A 17,636-nucleotide genomic window follows, 5' to 3' on the forward strand; every position below is an offset into this window, starting at 1 on the left:
CGCCCAAAAGCATGCCCTCGGGCTTGAACCGAGGGTGTGCAGCGGTTTTGGGACAACGACATGCGTAAAACAAAAATCTAAAGCATGCGCAATAGCGCGCCGCCGATCGAGTAGCCGGCGCCGAAGGCGCAGAGCAGGCCGTAGTCGCCGGCCTTCATGTCGGCATGATTCTCCGACAGGGCGATGATGGCGCCGGCGGCGGCGGTGTTGCCGAGGCGCTCCAGCACCATCGGCGCGCGGTCGTGGTCGACGTCATGGCCGAACGACAGTTTCAGGATCATGGCGTTCATCCGCGCATTGGCCTGATGCAGCCAGAAGCGCCGGATCGCTTGCGGCGTCAGCCCGTGCTCGGCCAGGAATTCGACGATGAATTTGTGGCCGGCAACGGTGACTTCCTTGAACACCTTGTTGCCGATCTGCTTGATCAGATTGCCTTCCAGATCGATCATGTACGGATCGTCCTGGGTGGCGCGGGTATAGTAACCGAGATTGGTGCGGATGCTGTTCGACATCTGCGTCCAGGCGCGCGTATCCAGCACCTCGAAGCGGCCCGGCCGCTTCTCGCCCTGGGCAAGCCCTTCGACGATCATCGACACGGAAGCGTCGCCGAAGATGAAATGCGTCTGCCGGTCGCGAAAATTGAGGTGCCCGGTGATGATCTCCGGCGTCGTCACCAGCACGCGTTTATGCGCCCCTGCCCGCACCAGATTGACCGCGATGTGCAACGCCGCCGCTGCCGAAGAGCAGCCAAGCCCCATATCGAAGCCGGCTCCTTTCGTGCCCAGCGCCTGCTGCATTTCGATGGCGATCGCCGGATAGGGCCGCTGATGGTGCGAGGCCGAGCAGATCACCAGGTCGATGTCGCCAGGCTTCAGCCCGGCATGATCGAGCGCCTTGCGGGCCGAAGCGATGCCGAACTCGGCCTCCAGCGACAGCGCATCGTCGGGCCGCGCCGCGAAACGCGGCGCCATGCGGGTCGGATCGAGGATGCCTTCCCGTTCGATGACATGGCGGGTCTGGACGCCCGAGGCATGGACGATGAAGGCACTGTCCGATTTCTGTACCAGCGGCTCGCCCGACACCTCGCGGCGGACGTTCTCCATGTCCACCCAGGCGTTGAAGCTGGCGACGAGTTCCTCATTGGTGATCAAGGCTTCGGGGATTTCAACGCCGATGCCGCTGATGATGACGCGATGCATTTCCAGTTCGTCCCGTGCGCAGGCGTTGCGGCTTCATGTCGACGCCGCAAAAAGCTCGGCGCAACCTCTTTTGCACCTAGCCAGTTTATGCCCGTTTAAATCAAGTCCCTGGGACGGGTCTTTACCAGGCGCAGAGCTTGGTATTGGTCTGCGGGTTGTTCCAGCAGGCACCGTCATCGCCGCTGCGCACGAATTGCCCGGGCAGCGGCACGTTGCGGCGGCCGAGATTGACATAGCCATAGGCAAAACCCGGTCCGTCGATTTCCAGGACGTAGGTCGGATAACCCGGCGCCGAGATGCGAAAGCTGCCGGCATCGTCCAGCGCCCGATAGCTGCACGAGAAATAGCCGTCGTCGCTGGTGAAGCAGCGCGCTCGCTTGGCCTCCGCCGATAGAGACAAGGCAAGCACAGCGGCCGCACAAATGCTGCCGCCGAAACCCATCTTTTTCAGTGTCATCATCCACCCCCATGGCCCATAAAGGGCCGTGCCCCAGCGAGATGCGCATGACGGCGAAAGCCGGTCAAGCATCCGCTGCTGGCTGTTTTTGGGTGTAGCTAAGCGTTTCTAAGCGGAACGCCGCGCCACGATGAAGAGACGGGGAAAGCGCAGCAACACCTTGCCGCTTGCCGTTTTCGGATAGGCTTCGCTGATCCCGGCCGCGTAGCGCTTCAGGAAAAGCTGCCGCTCGTTTTCGTCGAGAGGATCGAGGAACGGCTTCAGCCCCGTCGACTTCACCCACTCGACGATCGCTTCGGCATCGGCCAGCGGATGGTTGTAGATCGTGTGCCAGATATCGAGCCGATCCGAGAATGGCGACAAAAGGTCGTAATAGAACGCGACCGGCGGCAGCGGCGCGCGGGCCGCGCGCTCGAGCTTTTCGGTGAACGGCATCTCGGCCGCGGTCTCCCGCATCAGCCGGTGCGAAGGCTCGGCCATGTTGTCCGGCATCTGCACGGCAAGCGCGCCGCCGGGCGCCAAAAATCCCATCAACCGCTGGAAGACCGCCGGATGCTCCGGCAGCCATTGAAACACCGCATTGGCAAAGATCACGTCGACCGGTTCGGTCGGCTGCCACGCCGCCGCATCCGCCAAGGCAAAGCTGACACCGGGCAGGCGCGCCCTGGCCTTCTCGATCATGTCGGGCGAGGTATCGAAGCCGCTGATCTGCGCCCGCGGCCAGCGCTCGACCAGCAATTCGGTCGAATTGCCCGGCCCGCAGCCAATGTCGACCACCCGGCGCGGTTCCGGCACCGGCACCTGCGCAACGAGATCGCGCGCCGGCCGGGTGCGCTCGTCCTCGAATTTCAGGTAGAGGGCGGCGGACCAGTCGGGTCTCACCTTCGCGACTGTATTCATCGATAGACCTCGCGACGGTCGCCTACTTGAACCACCCAAATCGCGACAGCGCTATCATCGATCCTTGTCAGAATTCGGAATGAGCCCACACGATATTTCCAGAGACCTGCCAGTGGTCCTGTTAGCGCTTCGCCAAGTTCGCGTGGATTATCGCGCGAGGCGCGCCTGTTTTCCAGGAAGTCCACAATCCGACGCTGATCGGACCTTTGCAATCTGGAGATATCCTTCAGTGCACGCTTCTCGACACGAATTGTCCACACGATCAACCGTCACTGCGGTCGCTTGCGTCCAATCCCAGTCGTTCCTTAGCTTCGGCCAGAGAAAGCCATTCACCTTCACCATCGTTAAGGCGCTCGAGGGCGATTAGTCCGTCTTCCAGATCCTGAATTTGCTCGACAATGGCCTCAACGACTACGTCATGTTTTGTCCGGCCAGCTTTCCTTGCGACGATCTCGAGGCGTTTTTCCAGCGCGGTAGGAAGCTCGACATTAAGCATGTTTATCTCCTTCCGGCAATTCTACGAGCAGCCTGGGGCGCTTGCAACCAATCCGTTGTTACCGCGTCAGCCGCTTATACGTCATCCTGTGCGGATTGACCGCCTCAGGCCCAAGCCGGCGGATCTTGTCCTGCTCGTAATCCTCGAAATTGCCTTCGAACCATTCGACGTGGCTATCGCCCTCGAAGGCGAGGATGTGCGTCGCCAGGCGATCGAGGAACATGCGATCGTGCGAGATGATGACGGCGCAGCCGGCGAAGCTCTCGAGCGCGTCTTCAAGTGCAGCCAGCGTTTCGGTATCGAGATCGTTGGTCGGTTCGTCGAGCAGCAGCACATTGCCGCCGGTCTTCAGCATCTTGGCCAGATGCACGCGGTTGCGCTGGCCGCCGGACAGGTTGCCGACCTTCTGCTGCTGGTCGCCGCCGCGGAAATTGAACGACGCGCAATAGGCGCGGGTGTTGGCTTCGAACTTGCCAAGCTTGACCACTTCGGCGCCGCCCGAGATCTCTTCCCAGACCGTCTTGGTCGGGTCGAGCGCGTCGCGGCTCTGGTCGACATAACCGAGCTTGACCGTCTCGCCGACGCGAATGGTGCCGGCGTCCGGCTTTTCCTGGCCGGTGATCATGCGGAACAGCGTCGTCTTGCCGGCGCCGTTCGGGCCGATGACGCCGACGATGCCGCCGGGCGGCAGCTTGAATTCGAGATCGTCGATCAAAAGCGTGTCGCCAAAGCCCTTCGACAGGCCCTCGACCTCGATCACCACATTGCCGAGCCGCTCGCCATGCGGAATGACAATCTGGGTATCGCTCGGACGCCGCTTGTCGGCTGCATCCAGCAGATCCTGGAAGGCCTGGATACGGGCTTTCGACTTGGTCTGCCGGGCTTTCGGGCTGGACTGGATCCACTCGCGCTCGCGGCCGATCGCCCGCTGGCGCGCATCGTCCTCGCGGCCTTCCTGCTTGAGCCGCTTGGCCTTGGCTTCGAGATATTTGGTGTAGTTGCCTTCGTAGGGGATACCGCGGCCGCGATCGAGCTCGAGGATCCAGCCGGTGACATTGTCGAGGAAGTAGCGATCGTGGGTGATGATCATCACCGCGCCCGGATAGGCCCGCAGATGCTTTTCCAGCCACGCCGTCGTCTCGGCGTCGAGATGGTTGGTCGGCTCGTCGAGCAGCAGAAGGTCGGGCTGGCGCAGCAGCAACTGACAGAGCGCGACGCGACGGCGTTCGCCGCCCGACAGCTTGGTGACATCGGCCTCCTTGGGCGGGCAGCCGAGTGCCTCCATCGCCATCTCGACCTGCTGTTCGAGATCCCACAGGTTGAGCCGGTCCATCTCGTCCTGCAGCTTGGCCGACTCGTCCGCCGTCTCGTCGGAATAGTTCATCATCAATTCGTTGTAGCGCTCGATGATGGCGGTCTTGGCGGCGACGCCTTCCATGACGTTTTCGAACACGTTCTTGTTCGGATCGAGCGCCGGCTCCTGCGCCAGGTAACCGACGGTAGCACCCTCGGCCAGCCAGGCCTCGCCGCTCCACTCCTTGTCGATGCCGGCCATGATCTTGAGGATCGTCGACTTGCCGGCGCCGTTGGGGCCGAGGATGCCGATCTTGGCGTCCGGGTAGAAGGACAGATGAATGTTCTCGAGCACCTTCTTGGTGCCGTAGGCCTTGTTGAGGCCGGCCATGTGATAGATGAACTGGCGTGCCACGCGCGCTTTCCCTGAAAAGTCGACTGATGTCGGATTGGATGGAAGTTGGGGGCTATGTAAGCGATGCGGCCGCGAACGGCAAACAGTTTTGGCCCTAAAGCAATTCCAGGAAAAGCGTGAAACGGTTTTCCGTCCGGAATTGCGTCAAAACAAAAAAGATGGAGCGGTTCAGCGGTTCCGTGAAACGATGACCCGCTCCAGGCGGATTTGGTCGCACCCGCAAACGCTTAGCCGCTTCATTTCGTGCCGGCGCCCAGGCGAAAGCTCCGGTTAACCATTCCGCGTCAAACAATGTTGGATGGGAAATCGCTGGCAGCCGCGATTTCGGGGAGAGAGATCGGGCCGTGTTGAACAGTTTCCTGCTTTTTGCCGAAGCGGTTCTCTATTTCGGCATCATGGTCACGCTTTTCCGGTTCAGGGGCCGCATCGGCCTCGGCGTCTTTGTTTGCGCCCTTGGCGTCATGCATTTCTTGGAAACCTATCTCGCCAGCGTCTTCTACGTCGCGCTGCCGTTCGGCATGGTATCGCCGGGTTCGGCCGTGCTGTTTTCCGGCAAGCTGGTGATGCTTCTCCTGCTCTACATCAAGGAGGACGCGGCAACTGTCCGGCAGCCGATTTACGGCCTGCTGCTCGGCAATGCCCTGATGGTCGGGCTCGTGCTGATCCTGCGCCTGCACGACATCGCACCGCTGCCCGACGGCAAGCTTCCCGACATCGGCTTCATCGATGAGATGGGCTGGCTGATGGTGTGGGGCACGACGCTGCTGTTCGTCGATGCCATCCTGATCATTCTGCTCTATGAAAAGCTCGGCAAATACCTGCGCAAGGCGCTTTTCACCCGCATCCTGGTCTCCGTCGCCTGCGTGCTCACCTTCGACCAGGCAGGCTTTTTCACGGCGCTGCATTTCGTCACCGGTGCGCCGGTCGCGGTGTTCTTCGGCGGCTGGTTTGCCAAGATGGCAGCGGCCCTGGTCTACAGCACCATGCTGGTCGCCTATATCAGGTGGTTCGAGGCGCGGCAGGTGCCGGCGCCGCGCGGGCTTTCCGACATTTTCGACACGCTGACCTATCGCGAGCGCTATGAGGCGCTGGTCGAGCATGTTGGTCGCGACGGCCTCACCGGCCTCCTGCACAGGGGGCGCTTCGACAGCGATGGCGAGGCCGCCGTCGCCGCCAGCCTGCGGACCGCCAGGCCGCTCAGCCTGCTGATCATCGATGTCGACCACTTCAAATCGATCAACGACCGCTTCGGCCACGCCGAGGGAGACAAGGTGCTGAAAGCCCTGGCGATTTTGCTTGGCGAACTTGTCGGGACCGAAGATCAATTGTTCAGGATCGGCGGTGAGGAATTCGCCATCCTCGGCTGGCGTCCGCAGCCGCTCGCCAGGCTGCTGGGTGAAACCGTCAGGCAAGCGGTCAAGACGTCCGCGAGCACCAGCCGGTTCGACATTACCGTCAGCGCCGGCATCTCGACGGTCAGCGAGACGACCCGTTGCCTTGCCGATCTCTTTGCGCTGGCCGACCAGCGTCTCTACAAGGCCAAATCCACGGGACGCGATCGCGTTGTCGGCGAACCGGGCGGCAACGAAGCAGACGCCCGCAACACATGGACCAGGCCGGAGCGCAGCGCCGGCGCGTAACGCTGCCCAGGCCTGCGATTGGCTCAATCAGGATTGTTTGCGCCGCTGCCATCCGCCGATCGCAACCGAAACCGCCATCAGCGCGATCGCCAGCCATTTCAACGCGGTAATAATCGGGCCGGCTTCGACATCGTAGGCAATGAACAGAAGAATGCCCGGCACCAGCAGGCCGCAGAGCACGAGCGTGATCCGGTTGATCTGCCATGACACTTTTGCCGCAAGCGCCTGGTCGCCGGGCACGGCGACAAGCGCGGCCCGCATTGCCTTCGGCGCCACCAGCGTGGTCGAAAGACGCAGCGAAATCGGCAGGCCGATGCCGATGATCAGGAAGGCGCATGCCGCCAGGAGCAGCGAAAACTTGAGCGCACTGGTTTCGGCCGGTACCGGGAACAGCAGCGCCGCCAGCGGCAGGAAGACACAGAACATCCCGAGCGCGGCGATGGCGATGAAGATCGCCGCGTTGACCAGCGTAAACAATTGGTAGGTGCCGCTGCCGACGGGTTTGGCGAGCGTGGTCATGCGCGCCCACTCCACTTCGGTGTAGGAAAAGCCCGGCCACTCCATATGGCCGTCGCGGATCGCCGTCATGCCCTTGGCCCAGAACGCCAGCCGCGCCAGCGCGCCGCCCGTCATACCACTCATCGCCACCCCCTGCGAATGATAACCCCGGGATCATACCATCCCCGGCGCAAAGCGACAGTCGCGTACGGCCTGTTTACTGGAACCCGATGGCATCGACCGCGCCCTTCGGGCAGCCGGCCTTGGCTGTCGGCGCCGAGGCAAGCAGCAGGGCACCGAGCGAAGCGTTCGAAGCGATCGGGCCGGTCAGGCCGAGCGTCAGTTCGCCGATCAGCCGCCTGCCGTTCGAGGGATCGACCACGCAGGACACGCGGACCCGGTCGCCCGCGCCTTTGCCGAAGGCACTATCGAAGGTGCTGCGGATCTGATCGGATGTCAGTTGCTTGCCGATGTTCTTGATGAAGAGATCGCGCACCGGCGACGCATTCATCGCGCGCATTAGGTTCAAGGCGTCGGCGAAATACTCCTGCTGGCTCTTGCCGTAGCAGGTGCCGTGCTTGATCCACTCATGCCTTTCGAGGGCGGACGCGGTGCCCGGCATCACCTGGTCGAGTTCCGCTCGCGTTTTCGGGTCAAGGGTGACCGGCGGCAAATCCCGCCAGTGTGCCGGATCGTCGTTCGCCTTATCGCTTGCCGCGACCTGGCAATAGAAATTTCCGTTCGGCTGCGGCCACAACCCATGCAAGGTGAAGTGGGTCGCCTCGAAACCGGCGGCGGTCTGCGCACGGCATTCGGTTTTGCCGGATTTGGTCTCACAAAAAGCCGGCTGCCAGCTCAGCGCGAAGACATATTCCGGCTTTCCGGACGCCAATGGCTTGTTCGGCTCGGCAGGCGCCGGTGCAGCCGGCACCGTCGACGCGCTGCCGCCCGAAACGTGACCGCAGCTGATCTTGACCCAGCGGCGCTCCGGATCGGCGCCCGGCACGCGAATGAGGTAGTGGGTGGGCGCGTCCTTGTTGCCGGCCAGCAGATCATAACTCTGACCAGCCGCGGTCGAGACATTGCCGGGATTCTTGCCGCTCTTGATCGCCTGCGTTGCCGGACAGGCGGCATCGGCGACGAAAGAGCCGGTCATCTTCACATCGGCCCGCGCCGCGCTTGCGCCAGCAAACGCAAGAAACACCGCCCCCCATATCGCCCAAATCCGCATTCCGGCACTCCTCGTGATTCACGCCGCAAGCTAGAAACTTGCGACATGTCAGAATTACGATTTCTTTCGCCGGCCGTAAAAACAATCGCCAGCGCATTGAGACGGCTCCCGCGTGGTCGATCAGGATCCGCCCGCCTCCACCCGTTCCGTCAGGGTGCGCAGCAGATCAAGCGAGGCTTTCAGCGCGTCGGCGTCCATACCCTCCGAAACGCGGTTCGCCCAAACATGCTGGCGTGTGCCGATATTCTTGACCGCTGCCCGGCCGGCATCGGTTATCGACAACAGCTTGGCGCGGCGATGCGCCGGGTTGTCGGCGTAGGCGGCAAGCCCCTCCGCAGCCAGTATGTCGGCAAGCCGCTGTACACTCTGACGGGCGAGACCCATGTCGCGGGCGATGTCGGCCACAGATTTCGGCTCCTTCAAAACTGCACCCAAAACCTGCCAGCGCGCTGCCGTCAGCCCGATTGGAGCGGCCAGCCGGTCGGCCGCATCCAGAAAACTGCCGTTCATCCTGAACACGGCAAGCACCAGTTCGGTGAGCACATTTGCCGCTTCGGTCCTGGTCGTCATTTCTGGCCGGCCTCGATGGTCGCGACGAAATTATTAACGGCTTCGGCTACGACCTCGGGCTTGTCAAGCATCACCCAATGGCCGCTGCCCGCCACGATCTGGCGCGGAATGTCCGTGCGCAGCCGGTAGAGCGCGGCTGGAGTGTCACTGGCCTCGGTAGCCAATACGAACATAGGCCCGCGATACGCATCGACTGCCGGCTCCGGGTTCCATTCGGCCAGTGCCTTGCCGACACCTGCCCTCGCCGCCGGATCGACCACTGCCGCATCGGCCAGAACACGCTGGCGAACAGCCGCGTTAGGGCCGGCAATCGACGTGTAATAGGCGTTCAGGACATCACGGCCTTGCGGACCGGCCAGATCGCGGACAAAGCCGTCACGAATCGCCTGCGGCAGCGCACGAGGATCGGTCGCCGGGTCGACGAGCAAGACACCGGCTACCCGGTCGGCATGGCTGGCGGCATAAGCGAGCGCCACGCCACCACCGCCGCTGTGCGCGACAATGAGAAACCGCTTCAGGCCAAACGCGTCGGCCACGGCACCGACATCCATTGCGCGACCGTCATAACCATAGTCACCATCCTGCGCCGGCGCGGAGGCGCCATGACCGCGAAAATCGAAGGCTACCGCCTCGCGGCCTTCGACGGAGAGTTGCATCACCCGGTCCCAGTGGGAAGCGCGGCTGCAATCCCCATGCAGGAACATGATCGGCAGGCCATTGCCGGCGTTGATCCTATAAGTGGCAAGCTGGCCTTGCGGGCCTGGAACAGTGGACGTCATCATGGTCATCTCTCCCTGGTATCCTGACTGAACGCAGCAATCCCTGACAACAGGGTGGCCGTCGTGAAGGCGAAGCCCGCCAGCAAGATTGCACGCCGCGAAATGGCCCCGGTGGTTTTCATAGTCATACCCCCAATCTGCCGCCGACCATTTGACAGCATGCTGTCATGTAATCACATTGACAGCATGCTGTCAACTACCGTCGAATGGGTACCCTACGTCCTTGACGTCGATCGCTGCGTCGCCCAACAGTCGCCGACGGGAGCGAGACATGCCATTTGACAAGCAGAGGATGCTGGCATCGCCGACCGGCGCCGAGCTCAACCTTTATGTGAAACACGCCATCGGCCAACCGCGCGCCATTGTCCAGGTCAATCACGGGTTGGCCGAGCACGCGGCGCGCTATGCCCGTTTCGCCGATTTCCTTGGCGAGCGCGGCTATCAGGTCTACGCGCACGACCACCGTGGCCACGGCGCCACCAAGGCGCCCGACGCGCCACCTGGCAGGTTCGCCGATGCGGATGGCGGTGCCAAGGTCATCGCCGATGTCGCCGCAGTCCATGATCTCATCGCCAGGGAACAGCCGGGCCTGCCGGTCATCATCTTCGGTCACTCCTTGGGCGCGTCGGTCTCGCTGAACTTTGTCCTCCGCCACTCGGCGCGCATCCATGCCGCCGCGATCTGGAACGGCAATTTCTCGGCCGGACTGCTCGGCCAAATCGCGCTGGCCATGCTTGGTTGGGAAAAGTTCCGGCTTGGCTCAGACGTGCCGTCGCGCCTGCTGCCCCGGCTGACGTTCCGGGCCTGGGGCAAGGCGGTGCCCAATCACCGGACGCCGTTCGACTGGCTGTCGCGCGATGCCGCTGAAGTCGAGAAATACATCGCCGACCCGCTTTGCGGCTGGGATGCATCGGTGTCGATGTGGCAGGACATCGTCATGATGACGCTGCATTGCGGCAGCGACCGCAATTTTTCCGGCGTGCGGCGCGACCTGTTCGTCAATCTGGTCGGAGGCGAGCAAGATCCGGCCTCGGACGGCGGCAAGGCGGTCAGCCATCTTGCCGGCCGGATGCACATGATGGGTTTTTCGAATCTCGTTTCAAAGGTTTACGCCAAAACCCGCCACGAAAGCCTGAACGACGTCAACCGAGACATCATCATGGAGGATTTTGCCGCCTGGGCCGACCGCGTGCTGAGGGCACAGTGATACTGGCCCATTGCAAGGGCCGTGACAGCGGCGCGCGGGATTGATAGAGGCTGCGCTTTCGATCAACCACGGTGATCCATGACTGAGCCTCCGCTCAAAGGCATCCGCGTCATCGAACTCGCACGCATCCTCGCCGGGCCATGGGCCGGACAGCTGCTTGCCGACCTCGGCGCCGACGTGATCAAGGTCGAGAGCCCGGACGGCGGCGACGACACCCGCAAATGGGGACCGCCCTTCGTCATCGGCCATGACGGCGAGAACCTTTCGGCCGCTTATTACCATTCCTGCAACCGCGGCAAGCGCTCCATTGCCATCGACTTCTCGACGCCCGAGGGTGCCGAGACGGTGCGCCGGCTGGTCGCGACATCGGATGTGCTGATCGAAAACTTCAAAGTCGGCGGACTGAAGAAATACGGCCTCGACTATGACAGCCTGAGGAAAATCAACTCGCGGCTGATCTATTGCTCGATCACCGGTTTTGGCCAGTCGGGACCGTACGCCCCGCGTGCCGGCTATGATTTCATCATCCAGGGCATGGCCGGCATGATGTCGATCACCGGCGAAGCCGGCCGCGAACCGCAAAAGGCGGGCGTCGCTATTTCGGATGTTTTCACCGGGCTTTATTCGGTCATCGCCATCCAGGCGGCGCTTCGCCATGCCGAGAAGACCGGCGAAGGCCAGCATATCGACATGGCGCTCTACGACACCCAGATCTCGACGCTCGGCAACCAGAACCTCAACTATCTCGTCTCCGGACAGTCGCCGGTGCAGATGGGCAATGCGCATATGAACATCGCGCCCTACGAAGTGGTGCCGGTAAAGAATGGTCACATCATCCTGGCGGTCGGCAATGATGGCCAGTTCGCAAAGTTCTGCGCTGCCGTCGGCCTCGATGAGCTGGCGTCGAACCCTGACTTCGCCACCAATCCCGCCCGCGTCGCCAACCGGGCAAAGCTGCGCGAGCATATGATCGAGGCGCTGAAAGCCTTCGATCGCGACCCGTTGCTGGCCAGACTTGAGACTGCCGGAGTGCCGGCCAGCCCGATCAACAACATCGGCCAGATGTTTGCCGACCCGCAGACCATCGCGCGCGGCATGCGGCTCGACCTCGATGATGGCCATGGCAATCTCTTGCCCTCGGTGCGGGCGCCGATGGTCATGTCCGGCACGCCGCTGGTCTATGAACGTCCGTCACCGCGTCTCGGCGAACACACCGAAGAAATCCTTGCCGAACTGGAGAGGTCAGGAAAATGAAGACCGGCGGACAACTCATCGTCGATGCGCTCGAAGCCAACGGAACGGACCGTATCTATTGCGTACCCGGCGAATCCTATCTGGCGGTGCTCGACGCGCTGCATGATTCACCGATCCGCACAATCGTCTGCCGCCAGGAGGGCGGTGCCGCAATGATGGCCGACTGCCATGGCCGCCTGACCGGCAGGCCCGGCATCTGCTTTGTCACCCGCGGCCCAGGCGCCACCAATGCCTCGGCCGGCATTCACATCGCGATGCAGGATTCGGTCCCCCTCATCCTGTTCATCGGCCAGGTCGCCAGCCACGCCAAGGGGCGCGAGGCCTTCCAGGAGGTCGACTACGTCAGGTTCTTCGGCGATATCGCCAAATGGGTGGTCGAGATCGACGACGCCGCACGCATACCCGAATTCGTCACACGCGCCTTTGCGGTGGCGACGTCCGGTCGCCCGGGCCCGGTCGTCATCTCGCTGCCCGAAGACATGCTGACCAGCCTCGCGGAGGCACCGGACGCCCGGCATTATACCCCTGTCGAGACGCGGCCTGGCGAAGTCGAGCTCGACGCACTGGAACTGTTGCTCAACCAGGCAAAGCGGCCCTTCGTCATCCTCGGCGGTACGCGCTGGGACGCGCAGGCCGTTGCACGGATGCCGACGATAGCCGAAGCCTGGTCGCTGCCGGTCGGCTGCTCCTTCCGCCGCCAGATGCTGTTCGACCATCTCCACCCGAACTATGCCGGCGATGTCGGCATCGGCATCAATCCCAAGGTAGCAACCGCCATCAAGCAGGCCGACCTCGTGCTGCTGATCGGCGGCCGTATGGGCGAGATGCCGTCATCCGACTACACGCTGCTGAAGAGTCCCTACCCCGACCAGACGCTGGTCCATATCCATGCCGACGCCGGCGAACTCGGCCGCGTCTACCGGCCGGCGCTGGCGATCAATGCCTCGCCTGCCGCTTTCGTCGAAGCCTTTGCCGGACGCAAGCCGGCCGCAACGCCGGTCTGGGCGGCTGAGGCAGCGAAGCTGCACGCCGCCTATCTCGACTGGTCGACGCCTCCGGAGAGCGGCCCCGGCGCCGTCCAGATGGGGCCGATCATGAATTATCTCGAAACGATGCTGCCGGACGACGCCATCCTCACCAACGGCGCCGGCAACTACGCCACCTGGGTGCATCGCTACCATCGCTTCCGGCGTTTCGGCACGCAGGCAGCACCCACATCCGGCTCGATGGGCTACGGCACGCCGGCGGCGGTCGCCGCCAAGCAGCTTTTCCCCGACCGCGACGTGATCGCCTTCGCGGGCGACGGCTGTTTCCTGATGAACGGCCAGGAATTCGCCACCGCCGTGCAATACGGGCTGCCGATCATCGTCATCGTCGTCAACAATGGCATCTACGGCACCATCCGCATGCATCAGGAGCGCGAATATCCCGGCCGTGTCGTCGCCACGGACTTGAAGAATCCCGACTTTGCTGCTTTGGCTCGTGCCTATGGCGGCCATGGCGAGACGGTGGAAAAGACCGCCGACTTCGCGGCGGCCTTCGAGCGAGCGCGGGCCAGCGGCAAGCCGTCAATCGTAGAGATCCGGCTCGACCCTGAAGCCATCACGCCGACCCGCACTATGACCCAGATTCGCGACAAGGCCTGACAAAACAGGATGATTGCCCTGTTTTGTCGTCGTGATCTGCCTATTTGGCCTTCTCGATCTGGCCGCGGATCTCGCCGTCCGCGTGGGCCGCGGTGTGGATGTTGACGTAATATTTGCCAGCCTCAAGATCGGTCGCCTGGGCATCGGTCAATGTCGCCGAACCCTTGATCGGGCTCTTCAGCTTGCCTTCGAACGGCACCACCGGATCGGCGTTTTGACCCTTTGCCGCCGGGCCGTGAATGTGTGCGGCCTTCGCCGGCCCGCTGAGGCCGGAATATCTCACGGTCCAGCTGAGTTTCTTGGTGGCGGTGTTGAACCTGAGCGTGGCGGTGCCCTTGCCCTTCGTGGTGACGGGCGGGTTCTGCTGAGCACCATCGAGCGTCGCCGTCATCTTCATGGTTTCGGCCAAGGCCGGTGAAGCAGAGAAGATGGCTGCAGAAATGGCCAGCGCCGAAAGCATCGGCGTGAAGGACTGGATGCGCATGGAAACCTCCGTTGTGACACCCTTGAGGCGGATGCACCGGCACAACGATTTTGCGAGCGGATGTTTCCGCCGGTAACGTTTATTTTACCTCCCACTAAAAAGGGGCGGTCGCCCGCCCCTTTTCCGCTACAAGCCAGTTTGACAGCCCTATTTGATTGCCTTGTCGGTGATCGCCGTCGTGTAGGCGCCGGTAGGCTCCTTGCTGATGATCTTCTGGTCGAGCAGCGCCTTGGCGGTGCGCTCGTACGTCGCCGGATCGAGCTTGCCATCGGCATTGTCGATCAGCTTGGCGACTTCGCCCATCATGCGCTTCTGGTGATTCTCGTCCTGGCCGCCATTGTCCATGACGATGCCGGCCGCTTCGTCGGAATGGTCGACGGCGTATTTCCAACCCTTCATCGAAGCGCGCACGAAACGCACCATCTTGTCCTCGAAGGCCGGATCCTTGAGCTTGTCCTCCAGGGCATAGAGCCCGTCTTCGAGCAGATCGTTGCCCATGGCGGAATAGTTGAAGACGGTCAGCTCTTCCGGCTTGTAGCCGGCGTCGATGAGCTGCCAGTACTCGTTATAGGTCATGACCGAAATGCAATCCGCCTGCTTCTGGATCAGCGGCTGCACGTCAAAGCTCTGCTTGAGCACGGTGACGCCGTCCGGCCCGCCATCGGTCTTGAGGCCAAGCTTGTTCATCCAGGCATAGAACGGATACTCGTTGCCGAAGAACCAGACGCCGAGCGTGTGGCCCTTGAAGTCGGCTTCTGTCTTGACCGGACCGTCCTTCGGGCAGACCAGCTCCATGCCGGCCTTCTTGAACGGCTGGGCGATGTTGACCAGCGGCACGCCCTTCTCGCGCGCAGCCAGCGCGCCGCCCATCCAATCGACGATGACGTCGGCGCCGCCGCCGGCGATGACCTGCTCTGGCGCAATGTCCGGGCCGCCGGGCTTGATGTCGACGTCGAGGCCCTCGGCTTCATAGAAGCCCTTGGCCTTGGCGACATAATAGCCGGCGAACTGTGCCTGGGTGACCCATTTCAGCTGCAGCGTCACCTTGTCCGCGGCCATCGCCTGGAACGCGGCAAGCGACATCACGCCGGCCAGCATCGAAACAACAAGTCTTTTCATGTTTTTACCCTCTGAAGTTAGCGCCCTAAACCCACCGCCCCTATCCACCACGGACAGAGGGATGCCAAAACGTGACTGCTCTCTCGAAAAGAGCGACCACGCCATAAAAGACCGAACCCGCAAGTGCTGCAACTGCGATTTCCGCCCACACCATGTCGATGTTCATCCGCCCGACTTCCGTCGAAATGCGGAATCCCATGCCGACCACCGGCGTGCCGAAGAACTCGGCGACGATGGCGCCGATCAGCGCCAGCGTCGAATTGATCTTCAACGCATTGAAGATGAAGGGTGCCGCCGCCGGCAGCCGCAGCTTGAACAGCGTCTGCCAGTAGCTCGAGGCATAGGTGCGCATCAGGTCGCGCTCCATATGGCCGGAGGCGGCAAGCCCGGCGACGGTGTTCACCAGCATCGGGAAGAAGGTCATGATGATGACCACCGCTGCCTTCGACTGCCAGTCGAAGCCGAACCACATGACCATGATCGGCGCGACGCCGATGATCGGCAGCGCCGACACCATATTGCCGATCGGCAAAAGCCCGCGCCGCAGAAACGGCACCCGGTCGGCGGCGATGGCAACGAGGAAGCCGGCGCTGCTCCCCACCACATAGCCGAAGATAACAGCCTTGAAGATGGTCTGCCTGACATCGGCCCCCAGCACCGGCAGCGAGCCGACGATGCGTGCACCGATGGCGCTTGGCGGCGGCAACAGGATGAAGGGAATGCCGGCACCACGCGTCACCGCCTCCCAGATGATCAGGATCCAGGCGCCGAAGATGGCCGGAATGATCAGGCGCAGGGCGGTTGACGCCCAGCGCGACGTCGGGCGAAACGACGACAAGATCGTTACGCAGCGCCAGGCCAAAAACCACGCCGCGACGAGCAGCAGATAGAAGGATGCGCGAGCGCTGCCCTCATTGCCGGTTATGCCGGCGAGCAGCATCCACGCTGCGCCATGCGCGCCAAGGAACAGCAACACCACCCCGATCATCGGTGGAAAGTTGTCGGCCTCGATTGCCACGAGCAGCAAAATGAAAATCAAAACCGCAGTTGCCATGCCGTAACCGGGCGTAGCGCTGACGAGCGGCCAAAGAAGCAGCGCGCCGGCAAGCAGGACAAGCGCTGCATACCCCTGCCAGGATCGAGGCGTGATTGAGGAAAGGCTCAGGATGGAGCTCATGCCGGCCTCCCGCCCATGGCGCGGTCGACAAGGCGCCCGGCGATGCCGACGACCATCACCAGCAGCGCCGCGACCACCGACCCGGCAACCAGAGCCGACCAGATGTCGATGGTCTGGCTGTAGTAGGCGCCGGCGAGCAATTTGGCGCCGATGCCGGCGACGGCGCCGGTCGGCAACTCGCCGACGATGGCGCCGACCAGGCTGGCGGCCACCGCCACCTTCATCGAGGTAAACAGGAACGGCACCGAAGCCGGCACCCGCAATTTCCAGAAGGTCTGCGAGGCACTGGCATTATAGGTGTGCATCAGGTCGAGATGGGTAAGCTCGGGCGAGCGCAGTCCCTTCACCATGCCGACTGCCACCGGAAAGAACGACAGATAGGTCGAGATCAGCGCCTTCGGGATAAGCCCGGTGATGCCGATCGCCGCCAGCACGACGATGATCATCGGCGCCACCGCCAGGATCGGAATGGTCTGCGAGGCGATGATCCACGGCATCAGACTGCGGTCGAGCGTCGCCACATGCACGATGCCGACGGCGATGACGATGCCGAGCGCCGTGCCGAAAGCAAAGCCGAGCAGCGTCGACGACAGCGTCACCCAGGCATTGTAGACAAGGCTGCGGTTCGAGGTGATGCTGCGCAGAAAGGTGTTTTCGAAAAAATTCACCGCCACCTGATGCGGCGCCGGCAGCGTCGGCTTCGGCTGCGCCAGCGTCTTGCCGATGAATTCCACAATACCCGGTGTCTGATTGGCGCGGCGGTCGAGATCGCGCTGGAACGGCGTGTTGAGGATGACGGCCATGACGTACCAGACGACGACAACGCCCAGGAGGATCGAGGTCACCGGAACGATCTTGTCGCGAAACGAGTCCATCTAGCAGGCCTCGCCGGGTAAGCGCCCTCCTCTCCCCAACGGGGAGAGGGTGACTGGAGCGAAGCGGAGGCCGGGTGAGGGTGACCGCGCTTTTGTCATCCTAGGGCGGAACCGCCGCGAAGCGGCGTGCGTATCGGGAGCGCCCCACCACGCTTTCGTCATCATAGGGCGAAGCAAGGAGCGAAGCGACGCGGCGCAGACCCTAGGATCCATGCCATTATCTTCCCGCTCCGCAACGGTGCTGAAAATGGCTCCCTCCGCACCGCTCTGCGTAACGCTTATTCTCGACCGCTTGCGCGTTTCGCCCGACATCACGGCATGATGGGGTGGACGGCGCCCGACGGCATCGGATGTGCCAGAATGAGTTCGTTGAGATCTCAAACAAGGGAGCCGTCC

The 17,636-nt window shown here is 62.7% G+C and carries 19 protein-coding genes; 4 read left to right on the top strand and 15 right to left on the bottom strand.

Annotation, left to right across the window (positions count from 1 at the left end; all coding sequences use genetic code 11):
- Positions 1-77: 77 nt before the first annotated feature.
- The 7 genes from NKH99_RS19170 to NKH99_RS19200 form a co-directional block, all read right to left on the bottom strand.
- The gene (locus NKH99_RS19170) at positions 78-1,199 is read right to left on the bottom strand and encodes a beta-ketoacyl-ACP synthase III (protein WP_353015015.1); all 1,122 of its coding nucleotides are present in this window, start codon (positions 1,197-1,199) and stop codon (positions 78-80) included.
- Between the two features lie 121 nt (positions 1,200-1,320).
- Positions 1,321-1,656 carry a hypothetical protein gene (locus tag NKH99_RS19175; protein WP_352970816.1) on the bottom strand — a complete coding sequence of 112 codons (336 nt, stop codon included), beginning with the start codon at positions 1,654-1,656 and terminating at the stop codon, positions 1,321-1,323.
- A gap of 108 nt (positions 1,657-1,764) precedes the next feature.
- On the bottom strand, positions 1,765-2,556 hold the full coding sequence (gene tam, locus NKH99_RS19180) for a trans-aconitate 2-methyltransferase (RefSeq protein ID WP_353015017.1): 792 nt from the start codon (positions 2,554-2,556) through the stop codon (positions 1,765-1,767).
- Positions 2,553-2,816: a type II toxin-antitoxin system RelE family toxin gene (locus tag NKH99_RS19185; RefSeq protein ID WP_352471644.1), complete on the bottom strand. Its 264-nt coding sequence runs from the start codon at positions 2,814-2,816 to the stop codon at positions 2,553-2,555. Before NKH99_RS19185 ends, tam begins: the two co-directional genes overlap by 4 nt.
- Positions 2,817-2,818: 2 nt before the next feature.
- Complete coding sequence (gene relB, locus NKH99_RS19190) at positions 2,819-3,052, bottom strand: type II toxin-antitoxin system RelB family antitoxin (protein WP_353015019.1); 234 nt, start codon at positions 3,050-3,052, stop codon at positions 2,819-2,821.
- Positions 3,053-3,110: 58 nt separating this feature from the next.
- Positions 3,111-4,760: an energy-dependent translational throttle protein EttA gene (ettA, locus tag NKH99_RS19195; RefSeq protein WP_352453385.1), complete on the bottom strand. Its 1,650-nt coding sequence runs from the start codon at positions 4,758-4,760 to the stop codon at positions 3,111-3,113.
- Positions 4,761-5,044: 284 nt separating this feature from the next.
- Positions 5,045-5,227, bottom strand: a complete 183-nt coding sequence (locus NKH99_RS19200) for a hypothetical protein (protein WP_198023548.1) — start codon at positions 5,225-5,227, stop codon at positions 5,045-5,047.
- On the opposite strand from NKH99_RS19200, the gene NKH99_RS19205 reads away from it, so the two are divergent.
- Positions 5,156-6,400 (top strand): GGDEF domain-containing protein, encoded by a 1,245-nt coding sequence (locus NKH99_RS19205; protein WP_352709723.1) that lies wholly within the window; start codon positions 5,156-5,158, stop codon positions 6,398-6,400. The genes NKH99_RS19200 and NKH99_RS19205 overlap by 72 nt on opposite strands.
- A gap of 27 nt (positions 6,401-6,427) precedes the next feature.
- Here the strand turns inward: NKH99_RS19205 and NKH99_RS19210 are convergent, their stop codons facing one another.
- From NKH99_RS19210 to NKH99_RS19225, 4 genes are all read right to left on the bottom strand, one after another.
- Positions 6,428-7,042 carry a hypothetical protein gene (locus NKH99_RS19210; protein WP_352851534.1) on the bottom strand — a complete coding sequence of 205 codons (615 nt, stop codon included), beginning with the start codon at positions 7,040-7,042 and terminating at the stop codon, positions 6,428-6,430.
- A 73-nt stretch (positions 7,043-7,115) separates the two neighbouring features.
- Positions 7,116-8,129 carry a ribonuclease T2 family protein gene (locus tag NKH99_RS19215; RefSeq protein ID WP_353015020.1) on the bottom strand — a complete coding sequence of 338 codons (1,014 nt, stop codon included), beginning with the start codon at positions 8,127-8,129 and terminating at the stop codon, positions 7,116-7,118.
- A 120-nt stretch (positions 8,130-8,249) separates the two neighbouring features.
- Positions 8,250-8,699: a MarR family winged helix-turn-helix transcriptional regulator gene (locus NKH99_RS19220; protein ID WP_353015022.1), complete on the bottom strand. Its 450-nt coding sequence runs from the start codon at positions 8,697-8,699 to the stop codon at positions 8,250-8,252.
- Positions 8,696-9,481, bottom strand: coding sequence for an alpha/beta fold hydrolase (locus NKH99_RS19225; RefSeq protein ID WP_352614290.1), 786 nt, complete (start codon positions 9,479-9,481; stop codon positions 8,696-8,698). The genes NKH99_RS19220 and NKH99_RS19225 overlap by 4 nt, the downstream gene beginning before the upstream one ends.
- Positions 9,482-9,749: 268 nt before the next feature.
- Here NKH99_RS19225 and NKH99_RS19230 point away from each other — a divergent pair, with 268 nt between their 5' ends.
- The 3 genes from NKH99_RS19230 to NKH99_RS19240 all read left to right on the top strand — a co-directional run bounded on the left by NKH99_RS19230 (position 9,750) and on the right by NKH99_RS19240 (position 13,585).
- Positions 9,750-10,685: an alpha/beta fold hydrolase gene (locus NKH99_RS19230; RefSeq protein ID WP_353015023.1), complete on the top strand. Its 936-nt coding sequence runs from the start codon at positions 9,750-9,752 to the stop codon at positions 10,683-10,685.
- Between the two features lie 78 nt (positions 10,686-10,763).
- Positions 10,764-11,939, top strand: coding sequence for a CaiB/BaiF CoA transferase family protein (locus NKH99_RS19235; protein ID WP_352571797.1), 1,176 nt, complete (start codon positions 10,764-10,766; stop codon positions 11,937-11,939).
- Positions 11,936-13,585 (top strand): thiamine pyrophosphate-binding protein, encoded by a 1,650-nt coding sequence (locus tag NKH99_RS19240; RefSeq protein WP_353015025.1) that lies wholly within the window; start codon positions 11,936-11,938, stop codon positions 13,583-13,585. The genes NKH99_RS19235 and NKH99_RS19240 overlap by 4 nt, the downstream gene beginning before the upstream one ends.
- A gap of 40 nt (positions 13,586-13,625) precedes the next feature.
- Here the strand turns inward: NKH99_RS19240 and NKH99_RS19245 are convergent, their stop codons facing one another.
- The 4 genes from NKH99_RS19245 to NKH99_RS19260 all read right to left on the bottom strand — a co-directional run bounded on the left by NKH99_RS19245 (position 13,626) and on the right by NKH99_RS19260 (position 17,240).
- The gene (locus NKH99_RS19245; RefSeq protein ID WP_352471512.1) at positions 13,626-14,069 is read right to left on the bottom strand and encodes a CHRD domain-containing protein; all 444 of its coding nucleotides are present in this window, start codon (positions 14,067-14,069) and stop codon (positions 13,626-13,628) included.
- A gap of 147 nt (positions 14,070-14,216) precedes the next feature.
- Entirely contained in the window at positions 14,217-15,188 is a 972-nt protein-coding gene (locus tag NKH99_RS19250; RefSeq protein ID WP_353015026.1) for an ABC transporter substrate-binding protein, read from the bottom strand.
- 40 nt (positions 15,189-15,228) lie between these two features.
- Complete coding sequence (locus NKH99_RS19255; RefSeq protein WP_353015028.1) at positions 15,229-16,365, bottom strand: ABC transporter permease; 1,137 nt, start codon at positions 16,363-16,365, stop codon at positions 15,229-15,231.
- On the bottom strand, positions 16,362-17,240 hold the full coding sequence (locus tag NKH99_RS19260) for an ABC transporter permease (protein ID WP_352501094.1): 879 nt from the start codon (positions 17,238-17,240) through the stop codon (positions 16,362-16,364). The genes NKH99_RS19255 and NKH99_RS19260 overlap by 4 nt, the downstream gene beginning before the upstream one ends.
- Between the last annotated feature and the right edge of the window lie 396 nt (positions 17,241-17,636).

The sequence above is a fragment of the Mesorhizobium sp. M0854 genome (assembly GCF_040319815.1).
In the GTDB taxonomy this organism is placed as follows: domain Bacteria; phylum Pseudomonadota; class Alphaproteobacteria; order Rhizobiales; family Rhizobiaceae; genus Mesorhizobium.

Coding starts and splice junctions, on each gene's coding strand:
- NKH99_RS19170 (WP_353015015.1), bottom strand. CDS start 1,199: ATGCATCGCGTCATCATCAGCGGCATCGGCGTTGAAATCCCCGAAGCC.
- NKH99_RS19175 (WP_352970816.1), bottom strand. CDS start 1,656: ATGACACTGAAAAAGATGGGTTTCGGCGGCAGCATTTGTGCGGCCGCT.
- tam (WP_353015017.1), bottom strand. CDS start 2,556: ATGAATACAGTCGCGAAGGTGAGACCCGACTGGTCCGCCGCCCTCTAC.
- relB (WP_353015019.1), bottom strand. CDS start 3,052: ATGCTTAATGTCGAGCTTCCTACCGCGCTGGAAAAACGCCTCGAGATC.
- NKH99_RS19205 (WP_352709723.1), top strand. CDS start 5,156: ATGGTCACGCTTTTCCGGTTCAGGGGCCGCATCGGCCTCGGCGTCTTT.
- NKH99_RS19200 (WP_198023548.1), bottom strand. CDS start 5,227: ATGCATGACGCCAAGGGCGCAAACAAAGACGCCGAGGCCGATGCGGCC.
- NKH99_RS19210 (WP_352851534.1), bottom strand. CDS start 7,042: ATGAGTGGTATGACGGGCGGCGCGCTGGCGCGGCTGGCGTTCTGGGCC.
- NKH99_RS19215 (WP_353015020.1), bottom strand. CDS start 8,129: ATGCGGATTTGGGCGATATGGGGGGCGGTGTTTCTTGCGTTTGCTGGC.
- NKH99_RS19220 (WP_353015022.1), bottom strand. CDS start 8,699: ATGACGACCAGGACCGAAGCGGCAAATGTGCTCACCGAACTGGTGCTT.
- NKH99_RS19225 (WP_352614290.1), bottom strand. CDS start 9,481: ATGATGACGTCCACTGTTCCAGGCCCGCAAGGCCAGCTTGCCACTTAT.
- NKH99_RS19230 (WP_353015023.1), top strand. CDS start 9,750: ATGCCATTTGACAAGCAGAGGATGCTGGCATCGCCGACCGGCGCCGAG.
- NKH99_RS19235 (WP_352571797.1), top strand. CDS start 10,764: ATGACTGAGCCTCCGCTCAAAGGCATCCGCGTCATCGAACTCGCACGC.
- NKH99_RS19240 (WP_353015025.1), top strand. CDS start 11,936: ATGAAGACCGGCGGACAACTCATCGTCGATGCGCTCGAAGCCAACGGA.
- NKH99_RS19245 (WP_352471512.1), bottom strand. CDS start 14,069: ATGCGCATCCAGTCCTTCACGCCGATGCTTTCGGCGCTGGCCATTTCT.
- NKH99_RS19250 (WP_353015026.1), bottom strand. CDS start 15,188: ATGAAAAGACTTGTTGTTTCGATGCTGGCCGGCGTGATGTCGCTTGCC.
- NKH99_RS19255 (WP_353015028.1), bottom strand. CDS start 16,365: ATGAGCTCCATCCTGAGCCTTTCCTCAATCACGCCTCGATCCTGGCAG.
- NKH99_RS19260 (WP_352501094.1), bottom strand. CDS start 17,240: ATGGACTCGTTTCGCGACAAGATCGTTCCGGTGACCTCGATCCTCCTG.